8 protein-coding genes are annotated in these 13,995 nt (G+C 45.4%); 6 read left to right on the top strand and 2 right to left on the bottom strand.

What is annotated here, in order from left to right:
* Positions 1-60 precede the first annotated feature (60 nt).
* Together ACR6HW_RS07930 and ACR6HW_RS07925 are read right to left on the bottom strand one after the other, a co-directional pair.
* Positions 61-3,159: an ABC transporter permease gene (locus tag ACR6HW_RS07930; RefSeq protein WP_455730615.1), complete on the bottom strand. Its 3,099-nt coding sequence runs from the start codon at positions 3,157-3,159 to the stop codon at positions 61-63.
* Between the two features lie 321 nt (positions 3,160-3,480).
* A complete protein-coding gene (locus tag ACR6HW_RS07925) occupies positions 3,481-6,561 on the bottom strand; it encodes an ABC transporter permease (protein WP_455730614.1) in 3,081 nt (1,026 codons plus the stop codon).
* A 147-nt stretch (positions 6,562-6,708) separates the two neighbouring features.
* On the opposite strand from ACR6HW_RS07925, the gene ACR6HW_RS07920 reads away from it, so the two are divergent.
* The 6 genes from ACR6HW_RS07920 to ACR6HW_RS07895 all read left to right on the top strand — a co-directional run bounded on the left by ACR6HW_RS07920 (position 6,709) and on the right by ACR6HW_RS07895 (position 13,907).
* Positions 6,709-7,125 carry an MgtC/SapB family protein gene (locus tag ACR6HW_RS07920; RefSeq protein ID WP_455730613.1) on the top strand — a complete coding sequence of 139 codons (417 nt, stop codon included), beginning with the start codon at positions 6,709-6,711 and terminating at the stop codon, positions 7,123-7,125.
* 307 nt (positions 7,126-7,432) lie between these two features.
* The gene (locus tag ACR6HW_RS07915; RefSeq protein WP_455730612.1) at positions 7,433-8,182 is read left to right on the top strand and encodes an undecaprenyl phosphate translocase family protein; all 750 of its coding nucleotides are present in this window, start codon (positions 7,433-7,435) and stop codon (positions 8,180-8,182) included.
* Positions 8,183-8,319: 137 nt separating this feature from the next.
* On the top strand, positions 8,320-9,903 hold the full coding sequence (locus ACR6HW_RS07910) for a DUF342 domain-containing protein (protein WP_455730611.1): 1,584 nt from the start codon (positions 8,320-8,322) through the stop codon (positions 9,901-9,903).
* Between the two features lie 9 nt (positions 9,904-9,912).
* Positions 9,913-11,715: a GAF domain-containing protein gene (locus ACR6HW_RS07905; RefSeq protein WP_455730610.1), complete on the top strand. Its 1,803-nt coding sequence runs from the start codon at positions 9,913-9,915 to the stop codon at positions 11,713-11,715.
* A 122-nt stretch (positions 11,716-11,837) separates the two neighbouring features.
* Positions 11,838-13,142: a 6-phospho-beta-glucosidase gene (locus ACR6HW_RS07900; RefSeq protein ID WP_455730609.1), complete on the top strand. Its 1,305-nt coding sequence runs from the start codon at positions 11,838-11,840 to the stop codon at positions 13,140-13,142.
* 3 nt (positions 13,143-13,145) lie between these two features.
* On the top strand, positions 13,146-13,907 hold the full coding sequence (locus tag ACR6HW_RS07895; protein ID WP_455730608.1) for a DeoR/GlpR family DNA-binding transcription regulator: 762 nt from the start codon (positions 13,146-13,148) through the stop codon (positions 13,905-13,907).
* The last annotated feature ends 88 nt before the right edge of the window (positions 13,908-13,995 follow it).

Genomic DNA, 13,995 nt, shown 5'->3' with positions numbered 1-13,995 from the left:
GAGTAGCGAAGTGTCCAAAAAAAACAACAAGTTTTTTTAAAACCTGTTGTTTTCAAGAGTCTATTTTTGATTGCCCTGTATATTGTAGATGGGCGGATTCCTCAAAATGCGCTTTATCGGCAAGTAGTAGGCGAGTACAGAGACTGCGAAGAACACGCCGCAGATGATAGAGACCAGTTTGTAGGGATAAAGCCACAGGCCCGTTACAGCGCCGTAGGTGCCGTATAGAAGCAGACTGTTAAAAAGGAACGCAATGCCGATAGAGAGGCAGCCAAATAGGGCACCGGTGATGCGGTAGAGCCATTTAAATTGTCTCCCGGTTACGCCGAGCGACTGAAGTGTACCGATGCGGGTGCGCTCATTTTCCACTTTGGAGAGCGCGGTGTTGTACAAAATGAGCAAGGCGATAAGTGTTACGGCGATGCCGAGTACGAGAACAATCATAACGACTTTCAAACTGCTGTTAAAGCGTATACGACTGTCGATGTAATGTTTGTCGATTTTGACCCCGTAGGCATCGGCGACCTTCTTGATGGCGGCTTCTGATTTCAACGGGTCAAAGTCCTCTGCCATATAGATGTTAATAGAAGTTCTGCCGTAACGCGTCGGTGCAAACGAGTTGAGTAGTCCCTCTAATTCTTCCCTCGGAATGCTCGGAGTAAAGAGCGCTCCCGGGTACAAGCTTGTGACACCGCGATAGGATGTAATTAGTACAGGCATTTCAAATGTTCTGCTAAACGGCCACACGCCGACTGCGTCAAAGTCGTTGACAATAGCACCGACTCTAAGGGTGTTAAAAGCGACGTCGTTGGTGAGCGCGTTTCTTACATCGTCTTCGGATTTGTTTTCTGTCGGAATGGTCATGTCGATGTTATCGCCGACAGAGATTGCGTAGGCGTTGGTGTAAGTATCACGCAACTTTGAAGCGTAGCTGAAGGCATTTTTGTTGTAATTTGGTAGCAACAGAATAACTTCTTTTCCGGATTCAAAGGCATCGACGTCGAGAGTTTCACGGGCGCCGTTTGCCATGAGGCGCTCAAAGACCCGTTCGTCAGTGGATACGCCGTAACTGTTGACCATAAGGGCTTTTTCTATTAAGTAGGCATTGTCTTCAGAAATATTGACAAAAGACTTTTGAGGCACCCTTAGGCGCATATTGGTAAAGGGCTTGTGGTTTTTTAGATTTGGGTGATACAGATAGCCTCGCAACCCGTATTTGTACAGTTGGACGTCTTTGACGGCATCTATAGACATTAATTCATTCTTAAAGGTTTGCATATCGCGATAACCGAGGGCATGTTTAATTTCAATGGCGTATTCTGGTGAGTCGGCAGCGATGACGTTATCGATATAAGGTTCAAATGCAATATAGCTGATGCCTACTGTCAACAGCAACGTTGTGATTGCCACGGTGTACAGGGTAAGCGTCATTAGGTTCTTCTTGAAGTCACTGCGCGCATGGGCAAATGAGATCTTTTTAAAAGTCAGTCGATATGCCGTACCGACACGCCTTTTGACGTGTTTTACCTTTTTGTGCTTTGGTGGCGTGTTCATTGCACCGGTCAGCGGTGCTTTAAGCGCCTTGACCATAGGGAAAAATGAACCGATGACGACAGAAAAAGCGGCGAGAAGCAGGCCGAAGGCGAGTATGCCCCAGTCCACGGCGAACAGAAGTGATACATCGGTAAACTGTTTTAAGAGTGCGATGGCGGCAAATGAGATCCCGAACCCCAGCAATAAACCAAGGGGTAAACTTATCATGAGGTAAATCAATAGTTCCGAAATAAGCAACTGTCGAATTTGCTTTTTTATGGCACCGATAGATTTTAACAAAGTGAGTCTTCGCGTTCGTCGGCGCATTTGAGTGAGATTGATTTGAAAAACCGATGCAATGGTTGCGACAAAAATTAGTGCCAATATACCATAAGTAATAGTTCTATCGCTTTCAGCCGTCACCACCGGATACGTGCCGATGTTTCTAAACGTTCTGTCGTAAGTGACTTCAGAGAGGGGGTCAAAAACGCCTTTCCCCTTTAAGAAAAGGAGGTGATCGAGATGTATGTGGGACACATCCGAGAACGTGTTGTTGTAAAAGGCATTTTGAAACTGGTTGCCGGCATTTTCGGTGATGTAAGCACCGGGCATCGAGTAACCGTTAGTCGTCCAGTTTTCCGTGTAGTTATCGATAAAGCCGGTGACGACCATGGGGCGGGTAATGACGACTTCTTGATTGATCACTGAACCTCGCGCCTTGATTTCTTCTAGGTTTAGTGAGGAGTCGTAGTCATAGTCCCTCACATAGTCGAGAGTATTTAAGGCGTTTAGATCTAGGTACCATGGTGGATTGAAAATGCTGTAGATTATAGATTGCTTAACTTCAATGCGCATGTCTTCAATAACGTGTGTGTCGACGGTATTTCGAGTGTTTCTATTGGTACTTTCGAAATAGATATAGCTTTCAAGCGCTTCATCAATAGCTTGTTTCTGAATAGCGAGAGAATATGTATTGGTTAAGAACTCACCAGTGCGTATAAACTCTTGTTTTAAGCTAGGAATAATTACGTCGTTGTAATAAATCTTAGGGAACATTTTAATAGAGTAGGCGAGCCCACTATTTGGATAGGCTTCTAAGTGCTCTAATATTTCATCGTAATAATGTGTAAGGTATTTATTTTTTTGGTGTGCATCGGCTTCGAGATCGCTCATTTTATTGACAGTAATGGTAAGGGCAACGGGAATTTCGTCACCTACAACGATTTCTTTATTGAAGTTTGAGAGCTGTTTGTATTCGAGAACGATTTCATTGTCGGCGAGTGGCATACGGCCGTCGACAACTTTAAAATTGGCCATCTCAACGTAGGCGGCATCAACAGCTGCAATTTCGCCGCAGGTTGACGAAAATCCCACTTTTTTAAGTTGTCCGATTGACACATCTTTACCAAATAACGCTTGTATGTGCGAGTGTTCAGAAGGCACATTGACAATAGCCTGTTGCCATGAGCCATAGGTCCGCATCATTTCTTGTTTTTTCGTCTGTTCTGAACTCGAGTAAAGGACTATAGAAACCACGACAAACACAAAGGCCAACAAGATAACACTACCCATTAGAAGTGTGTCTTTTTTCCGCCCCCTCATACCGGAAAAAGCAATTTTAAGCATAACTCCCTCCCTTTTAATATTTTTTATCGAATATTTGTATCATTCTATTAATAAGTTTAATGTCATAGTAACAAAAAGTAAAATTAACAATTGTTAAAAAAATGAGAATATAGCGACAAAACATTTGGAATTAATCACACGGAGAAATGCTGTATTTTTTTACAATTTAAAAACTTGAATGAAGGCGCTCTAAATGACAACAAGCGATACACTTAAGTTAATCTTTAAGCGCTGTTTATAAAATTTGACGTTCTGTGTAACTGTAGGTGAAAAGAGGGGCAAAAAAACAACGCATTTCTAGAATGCGTTGTTTTCAAGAGTCTATTTTTGATTGCCCTGTATATTGTAGATAGGCGGATTCCTCAAAATACGCTTTATCGGCAAGTAGTAGGCGAGTACAGAGACTGCGAAGAACACGCCGCAGATGATAGAGACCAGTTTGTAGGGATAAAGCCACAGGCCCGTTACAGCGCCGTAGGTGCCGTATAGAAGCAGACTGTTAAAAAGGAACGCAATGCCGATAGAGAGGCAGCCAAATAGGGCACCGGTGATGCGGTAGAGCCACTTAAATTGTCCCCCGGTTACGCCGAGCGACTGAAGTGTACCGATGCGGGTGCGCTCGTTTTCCACCTTGGAGAGCGCGGTGTTGTACAAAATGAGCAGGGCGATAAGTGTTACAGCGATGCCGAGTACGAGGACAATCATAACGACTTTCAAACTGCTGTTAAAGCGTATGCGGCTGTCGATGTAATGTTTGTCTATTTTGACCCCGTAGGCATCGGCGACTTTCTTGATGGCGGCTTCTGATTTCAGCGGGTCAAATCCCTTTGCCATATAGATGTTAATAGAAGTTCTGCCGTAACGCGTCGGTGCAAACGAGTTGAGCAATGCCTCCAGCTGATCTGCCGGAATGGTTACGGTGGAAAGTGCGCCGGGATACAGTTGTACAATCCCTCGGTATGAGGTGATGAGCACCGGCATTTCTAGGGTTCTATTAAACGGCCACACACCGACCTTATCGAAGTCGTTGACGATGGCGCCGACTTTAAGGGTGTTAAACGCGACGTCGTTGGTAAGGGCAGTGCCGGCTATATTCTCAGTCGGGATGGTCATGTCGATGGTATCTCCGACTTCAACAGCGTAGGCGCTCGAGGTATTATCGCGGGACTTAGAGGCATAGGTAAATTTGTTTTTATCGTAATTTGGTAGCAACAGAATAACTTCTTCTCCGGCTTCAAAGGCATCGACGTCGAGGGTTTCACGGGCGCCGTTTGCCATAAGGCGTTCAAAGACACGATCGTCAGTAGATACGCCGTAACTGTTGACCATAAGGGCTTTTTCTATTAAGTAGGCATTGTCCTCAGAAATATTGACAAAAGACTTTTGAGGCACCCTTAGGCGCATAGTGGTAAAGGGCTCGTGGTTTTTTAGGTCTGGGTGATACAGATAGCCCCGCAACCCGTACTTGTACAGTTGGACGTCTTCGACAGCGCCTATGGTCATCAGTTCGTTTTTAACACTTTCCATATCGCGACTTCCGAGGCCGTGCCGAATTTCAATAGCATACTCTGGCTGGTCAGTAACGATGACATCGTCGATGTAGGGCTGGAAAGCAATATAGCTGATGCCCACTGTCAACAGCAACGTTGTGATTGCTACGGTGTATAGGGTAAGCGTCATTAGGTTCTTCTTGAAGTCACTTCGCGCATGGGCAAATGAGATCTTTTTAAAAGTCAGTCGATGTGGCATACCGTCGCACTTTTTGGCGTGTTTGATTTTTTTGTGTTTCGGCGGTGTGTTCATGGCGCCAGTCAAAGGTGTTCTAAGTGCTTTAACCATCGGGAAGAACGAGCCGATGACGACAGAAAAAGCGGCGAGAAGCAGACCGAAGGCGAGCATGGCCCCGTTCACGGCAAACAAAAGTGACACATCGGTAAACTGTTTTAAGAGTGCGATGGCTGCAAATGAAAGCCCAAATCCGAGCAATAAGCCCAAAGGGACACTTACCATCAAGTAGAGAATTAGTTCGGATATGAGCAACCCCCGTACTTGTTTTTTAACGGCACCGATAGATTTGAGCAAAGTGAGTTTTCGCGTTCGTCGGCGCATCTGTGTGAGGTTGATTTGGAAAACCGATGCAATGGTGGCGACAAAAATTAGTGCCAATATGCCATAAGTAATGGTTCTATCGCTTTCAGCCTTCACCACCGGGTAAGTGCCGATGTTTCTAAAGGTCCTGTCATAAGTGACTTCTGAGAGGGTGTCAAAAACGTCTTTCCCCTTTAAGAAAAAGAGGCGATCGAGCTGTATATGCGACACATCCAAGAAGGTGTTGTTGTAAAAGGCTTTTTGAAACTGGTTGCCGGCGTTTTCGGTGATGTAAGCACCGGGCATCGAGTAACCGTCAGTCGTCCAGTTCTCCGTATAGTTGTCGATAAAGCCGGTGACGACCATGGGGCGTGTGACAACCACTTGTTGATTGGTGACAGTCCCTCGGTCTAAAATAGCCTCTAGAGTCAGTGCCGTATCCACAGTGCTCTCATTAGAGCTGTCAGTGAAATCGAGGAAGTTATTTCTCGTCGTGGGGTCGAAGTAGCTGTACATAACCGATTGTTTCACTTCGACGCGCATATCGTCCATGTACAGTGTGTCGAGAGTGTTGCGCGTGTTGCGGCCGGTGTAGCGGAAGTAGACGAAGCTGTCAAAAGCGCGGTCGACGTATTCTTGTTTTAGCGCAAGCGAGTATTCATTTGTCAGAAATTCGCCGGTTTCTGCCGCTTGTCGCTGGTAATATGGTATGAGAATGTCGTTGTAATAAGTATTTGGAAAAGTTTCGATGTAATGTGCGAGATCGCTGTCTGGGTAGTCTTTTGAATAGTCGAGAATTTCTTGAAAATGATGGGCAATGTAAGTATTTTTTTGATGCATGTAAGCGTCGTATTCGTCCATTTCGCTTACGGTAACGGTGAGAACAACTGGAATTTCATCACCGACGGAAACTTCCCGGTTAAAGTTTGAAAGCTGCTTGTATTCGAGAATAATTTCGTTGTCGGCAGTGGGCATACGCCCTTCGACGATTTTGAAATTCGCCATATCCGCGTAAGCTGTGTCAATAGCGGCAATTTCCCCAGTGGTTGAAGAATCCCCAATTTTTTTAAGCTGTCCAATGGTTACGTCTTTACCAAAAGAATCTCGAATCGCTGAAATTTCAGAAGTGTTGTCGACAATGGCCTGTTGCCATAAGCCATAGGTCTGTACCTTCTCTTCAACTCTGGTTTTTTCGGAACTCGAATAGAGAACAGTTGATGTTACGACAAAAATAATAGATAATAAGATGACACTCCCCATAAGAAAAGTATCTTTTTTCCGACCTCTCATGCCGGAAAAAGCAATTTTAAACATATATATCCCCCCCTAAACGTCTATACTATGCTTTCAATCATGCTATCATAAGTTTGATACCACAACAAGAGGGTATAAAATTAAGAATTGTTAAAATATTTAGAAAACACTGAGAAAAGGTTGAAATATTAAGGAGGAGACATAAATATGACATTTTATTTAGATTCTTTAATAAAAGTTCTAGTGGCGGTGATTATCGGCGGTCTAATTGGTCTTGAACGCGAAGCGGTAAAGCGCCCAGCTGGGATGCGGACACATATGCTCGTCTGCGTAGCCTCTGCACTGATAATGGATGTCAACATTAAACTCGTACAGGGTTACCCACAGGCAGACCCCATGCGACTGGGCGCACAGGTTATCAGCGGCATGGGCTTTTTAGGTGCCGGTACAATTATAAAAGAAGGCGTCAATGTAAAGGGATTGACGACGGCGGCAGGTTTGTGGTCAGTGGCCTGTTTAGGCCTCGTCGTAGGCGCGGGGTATTACTTAATGGGTGGGATTACAGCGATTATTATGTTCATTATTTTGAAAGTGTTTGCAAAGATAGAGCACCGGATGAAATAAGTCTAGAATACTGTCTTGTTGAGATTTAATTAAAAATGTCAGATCGTCTGTATCTCTGCAAGGCAAAATACCGACGACAATGAGGGCCGTTCTAAGGCCACAATGATACGGCGTAGACGAGCAGCTTTTTTATTTGTGAACGATAAGCCGTTTTAGAATAGTCAAGTGCAAACAACCTCTATATCAAGCCTTAGATGTAGAGGTTTTTTTTGATGCATCGCATCAGTGGATAGCTTTTTCAAAAAAAGGGTATAAAGATTATGGTGATAATAAAAATTAAATAAACAATTGAAATACTGGAGGTTCTATGAAGGATTTTATTTCAGGCGTTGTCCTTGGACTCGTCATTTTGTTACCCGGAATGAGTGGGGGAACAGTTTTGCTCATTTTCGGTTTTTATGAAGAATTGTTAAAGGATTTATCCAAACTGCGTTTTTTTAAATACCGTTATGTGTTTATTGGGGGCGTTTTAGGGGTTCTCGCAGGCGGCCGACTGTTCGCTTTCTTATTCCAAAGTCATCGAGAGTTTACTATGGCCGTATTAATGGGAGCTTTGCTCGCGTCCATTAAGTCGGTTTTGGCCAATGTGCCGAAGCTCAATCGCAAGTTTGCCATTCTCTTTGCCATAGGCCTCTGTGTAGGCGTTCTCAGTGTCCAAGAGCCGTTATCCGCATCGACGCTGAGAGAAATCGGCCCTGTAACGCTCTTTGTGGCAGGTGCTCTTTCCAGTGCGGCAATGATTATTCCCGGATTGCCTGGGAGCTCGGTGTTGATATTAATGGGGGTCTACGAGGAGATTATCTTTTATGTCAGTGCCGTTCGCATAGACAAACTCGTCGCTTATGGCATCGGTGCGTTGGTGGGCATGCTCTTTCTCGTAAAATTGCTCGCCGTGCTTTACGATAAGTGGCGAAGCGAACTCTCTTACCTCTTTTCAGGCATTATTATTGGATCGGCGAGAATTCTAATGCCCTCAGCCGTAACTTTTGAAGCGATCGGTGGGTTTCTGTTGGCCTTTGCCCTCACATGGTTTTTAAGTACCGAAAAGAGCGCTTAAAAATCGCACCAAAAGACCTATAAAAAAACGTGAACTAGTACTCCTTATTCAGATTAGTGGGAAAAATCAATCTAAAAACTTGTTACTTGTTAATAATAATGATAAAATTTTGATATTAATCGAAGGGGGAAGCGTTCATGAGAACTTTGTATGTATCGGATGTGTTTAGTTTAGAAACCGATGAAGAACAGGTGTATTTGAGAATACGCGATGTGTCATTGGACATTTTCCAATTCAATGAAGTGCTGAAAAAATACCCGCAAGTTAAAGTGACGGAGTTTAAGGCACTTAAAGACGCGATAACGCAAAAGACGACGCAACCGGTCGTTATAGGAAAGCTCTCTGACAGAGTGACATTAGAAGTCAGTGCCGACGAAATGAGTGCACATGTAAAAGTCAATATTTCAGAAGAAGAGTTGCGCGCCGATTTCGGAAGGGTGTATGCAGAAGTTATAGACTATATAAAAAACAACGGGGTGACCACCGGCATCATCGAGGATGCTCTTGTGGATGATATTCCCGTAGGCAAACGCGTGCTCATTGCAAAGGGCATTCAGCCGATGCAAGGAGAAGACGCCAAGTACCACTATTATAAAATAGGCAACAAAACCCCAAAAGTGAATGAAGACGGTTCTTCCGATTATTACGAGCTGGATTTAATCGACAATGTAAAAGTGGGCGACTGGCTAGGGGAAAAGACGTGTCCGACAAAAGGTGTTGGCGGCATGACGGTTTGTGGGAACCCTATCCCTGCGCGTAGCGGAAGGGATTATGCATTAAAATACGACCGAAAGACCGTCGGGGAGTTTGAAGAAGGCGATAAAATTGTCTTGAGAGCCCTCAGCGATGGCGCAGTGGCCATAAAGCACGACCGCATTACAGTTGAAAACCACTTGCATATAAATGGAAATGTGGACTATGAGACGGGCAATATCGATTTTGATGGGAGTGTGACCATAGAGGGCACTGTGGAGGACAACTTTAAAGTTGTCGCTACAGGCAATATTGAGATCAAAGGGGCTCAAGGTGTCGGCGCCATTGATTTAATCGAGTCTAAAAAAGGGTCTGTTGTCATCAAGGGCGGTATTAACGGCAAAACCCGCGGTCAGATAATTGCCAAAGAAAACATCTACGTCAAGTTTGTCAACGAAGCGCTTTTATCAGCTGGGAGAGAGGTACATATCGGGAAGTACGCTTACGATAGTCAGGTAAAAGCGGATAAAATTTTACTAGACCCCGCCAAAGGTAAAATTGTCGGCGGGCATATTCAGGCGAAACACAAGATTATTTCAGGAACCATCGGCAACGTTCAAGAAAGAGAGACAAAAGTGCATGTCGAGGGCTTTGAACGCGGTCAGATTATGGCAGAGCACGAGGCGATTAAGTTAAAGCTCAACGATATTATCTCTGCGGCCAACCGCTTAAAGCGTAAGCTTGAAATTTTTGAGCAAAACGCGGATGCGCTTGACGAACGCGCTCAAAACACGTACAAGGCTTTGACCCTACAATACGAGACGCTGCTCGACGAAATCGGCGGGTATTATCGAAAACTCAAAACGCATGAAGATATCTTGAGGACGCGAGGCGACGGTGAAGTCAAAGTGCACCAAAAGGTCTATCCGAAGACCTTGATGGAACTGAAAAAAATCCAGAGACAAATCACCCAGTTGATGAAATGCTCTTTCTATGTAAAGGGAAACAACATTCACACTGGAGAATAAGGAGTGGCTATGCAAACGTATACTGCAGAAAAATACAGCGCTCTACAGAGTATTATCGATTTTTTCTCACAAAACTTACATCTCGATCAAATTGTCGAGTACGGTTTTAATATTTTTAACGCCCTCGAAGAGCCGATACACTCGGCCATTTACGTCCTCGACGACGCAAAGACGCATTACAGAAGCGCTTTTGAATTCGGCGACAACGATTACCCACAGGCCATTGAGAAGGAGACGCATCACGATGCATTTGCCGTGCGCAACGGTTTTTTCTTGAGAGATCCCGAGACGCAAAAACGCTATTTTTGCGGCGAAATGCTCGACTGCGCCGGTGTCGAAAGCGTTATGCCGCTCATTATTGACGACTTGCTTTACGGCTTTGTGTTCACGCGCCATCAGGTGCAGGAGACGAAGATGGGCGACGGCTTTCTCTCACGCTTTAATTTTCTCATGAATTTGGCACTGGAAAAGGCCTCGCGCTACATTGAGCGAAAAGCACTCAGGCAAGCTGTAGACGAACAGCTGTTTAATTTAAATACGCTATCGCACACGGTGCGTCTTCTGCTGTCAGAGTTGTCTCAAGAAGCGCTTTTAGAGTTGGCCCTGGGAGTCATAAAGGAAATGAGCGCCAGTTCAGTGGCGGCCATTGGGCTCTTAGATGCTTCAGACGGTCTTGTCAAAGTGGAGGCGTATGCCAGTGTGCATTCGGAAGACAAGTGTTATGAAGTGTTTAGACTCAAGTGTACGACGCCGCCGGAAGGCTGCTTGGTACTGGATATTGAAAGCGATCAAGCGTTGCTCGGCGACTTGTTCTATCATCCTGAAAAATTCAGCAGGCTCGGAGCGACCCACGTTTTTCTACTGGTTAACAAGACCATTAAAGGGTTTGTCACTTTAGGGCCGTCTTATGCCAAGACTTCGTATTCGAAAGAATTGTTGTCGCGTATACGGGATGTTTCCGACATATTGACTGTGGGGATTGAGAACGCACAGCAATACGAGACCATTTTTCGTCAAAAAGATCAACTCGATAAAAATGTCAAAGTGATGAAGCGAATGAACCATTTGATGAAGGGCATTAACGCTTCAGAATCACTAGAAGAACTTACCGATCAAATTATGGACACACTCAATTTGACTTTCGGCATCGATGAAGCGTATTTGGCGCTCCATATGCCGGATTTCAGGGTTGTAGCGCGTCTTTCAGATGCGGCACCGAAGACAGATGCCCTCATCGAGACCCTCGTTGAGCACAATACGGGAGAGCTCGAGGTTCAATATACCGAAACGAGTATACAAGCGTACTGCGGAGAACTTTACGACAAGACGTTTGACGCGTGCAACTGCCTTTTGATTGCGCCGATTCTCATTGCTCAGTACGATTCTAAACCCTTGGGGTATTTGGTTGTGATGAAATCGAAAAAGCGCCTTCATGAAAAACAGACGCTTATGATTGAGATGCTCGTACAATCTGTAGCGCCGATTATTCAACATATGCTGACCCTTCAACAGGTGAAGGCGTCGTATGTGCTTAGCCCACTGGCGGCGCTAAAGGCCATGCACCAAAGATGTGCGGCGGATAGTCAACGGTTTGACATCCCGTTTTACGTCTATGTGAAGCGCTTGTCGCACGCACCGCTGGCTACACCTGATCTTAAAGCGTACGAGCACCTGCAAACGCAGTGTCTCAATGGGTCGCTGGTTATATTTGCCTACGATTTGTTGGACGAAGCCCTTTACGATGTGGCGTTGCCTTACGCCAGCCCCACTTGGGAGCGGCTAGAGACGTTTTTAAAAGCCTGTTATGCGTAACAGCTGAGTCGCGGCAGACTTTTTCTTGTTTTAAATGAAAATAGCACAAAATTTCTTATTTACCCCTTTGAAGTTTATTGTTTTGAGTAATATAATAAAAAACAATAAAAGGAGGGGTTTTTATGAGTTTGTTAAAAGTTGCCGTTATAGGCGGTGGATCAAGTTACACCCCTGAAATAATCGAGGGGTTTATTGAAAGACATGCGACGTTACCAATTGATGAAATTTGGCTTGTCGATATTGAAATGGGAAAAGAAAAGTTAGAAATCGTCGGAAACTTGGCCAAACGCATGGTGGAAAAATCGGGTGTGCCAATGACGATTCACTTGACGCTCGACAGAGAAGAGGCGCTTGTAGACGCGACATTTGTAACCACGCAATTTCGGGTCGGTCAGTTGGATGCGCGAATCTTAGACGAACGCCTGCCCCTGTCAAAGGGCATGCTGGGACAAGAAACCAACGGTGTCGGCGGCTTTGCCAAGGCCATTCGCACCATTCCGGCGATACTCGACATCGCACACGATATGGAACGACTTTGTCCCGATGCGTGGTTGATTAACTTCACCAATCCCGCCGGAATTATTACAGAAACAGTTCTTCGGTACACGTCTATAAAGGCCATCGGCCTGTGCAATGTACCGGTGAATATGCGCAAAGCCGTCGGCGCCCTGCTCGGTCATGACCGATTTATCTTTCACGCAAGCGGTTTGAACCACTATGTATGGGGACGGCACATCTACGTCGACGGCAAAGACGTCATGGCGGAAATGCTTCCGAAACTCTTAGAAGACGAGACGTTTAATCCGAAAAACATCGGGGCGACGCCGTATGTAGACGAGCAGATTTTAGCAACGGGGATGATGCCTTGTTACTACCACGCTTACTACTACCTTCAAGACGAGATGCTTTCCCATGCGCTGGAAGCGTATGAGGAGAACGGTACCCGTGGAGAAGTGGTCAAAGCGGTTGAAGCCGATTTGTTCGAGGTCTATAAGAATCCCACGTTGTCTGAAAAGCCCAAAGAGCTTGAAAACAGAGGCGGTGCCTACTATTCCGAAGCGGCGTGCGAACTGATTAACGCCATCTACAACGACAAGCGCAGCTTAATGGTGGTCAATGTTCAAAACAACGGTACACTGCCGTTTTTACCGGATGATGCCGTTATAGAGACCACTTGTTTAATAACCAAAGCAGGGGCACTACCACTCAATGTCGAACCGTTTAACGCGTCGGCTCAGGCGGAGTTGGTACTGCTCAAAACTTATGAACGCCTGACCATTGAGGCGGGGGTTCACGGCGACTACGGCAGCGGGCTTCAGGCGTTGACCATTCATCCATTGACGCGGTCAGGACAAGTACTCAAATCACTATATGACGAGTTATTAGAGGTTAACGCCCCGTATCTGCCTCAATTTGAAAGGAAATAAGACGTGCTGGCAAAAGAGCGACTGAACACAATTATCAAACTGTTGGAAGACGAGGGCACGGTTCAAGTGAAGCACCTCGCAAAGCAATTTAATGTCACAGAAGATTTGATCCGCAAAGATTTGAAAAAGTTGGAGAAACTCGGACTGATTGATCGCGTACACGGCGGCGCCGAGCGCAGGGAAAAAAAGTTTGAACTGTCGACCATACAACATCGAATGGCGCACCGAGCGGCGCATAAAAAGAGCATTGCCGAAAAGGCGTACAACGTTATCGAGTCTGGAGAACATATTTTTTTAGACACGTCCAGTACTTCAGCGCATATTGCAGACTGTATAGCCGAAGGTGAGAAACAAGTGACAGTCATTACCGATATGCTCTATATTATGACGCGTTTAAGCGGTCTCAAACACGTGACTGTCATCGCCATTGGCGGCACATACAACCGCTACACCGGTGGCTTTCACGGGTATTTTAGCCTGGAGACCATCAGACGTTTTGCTCTCGATCGCGCTTTTGTCAGTTGCCGGAGCATCGATGTGGTACGCGGCGCCGTATTTGAAGGCTTCATGGATATTGCTGAGACAAAGCGCGCTATCCTAGATACAGCTCGCGTTAAGGTGGTGGCCACACAATGCCTGAAATTTGAAAACCAGGGTGTTTTCGAGTTTTACGACCTCGCCTCTATTGACGTTATCATCTGTGAAGCACCGCTTGAAGAAACGGTATTAGAGGCTTTAAAGCCATTCAAGGTCAAAAGTTTATAGCGGACGCCCCACTGAAAGGATTTTTATCAGTGGGGCTTTATTTAAACGTAAAAAACGCGCATGCGGTATGTTGCATGCGCGTTTGGTT

The sequence above is a fragment of the Fusibacter sp. JL298sf-3 genome (assembly GCF_053842995.1).
This window is presented reverse-complemented; position numbering and strand designations above follow the sequence as displayed.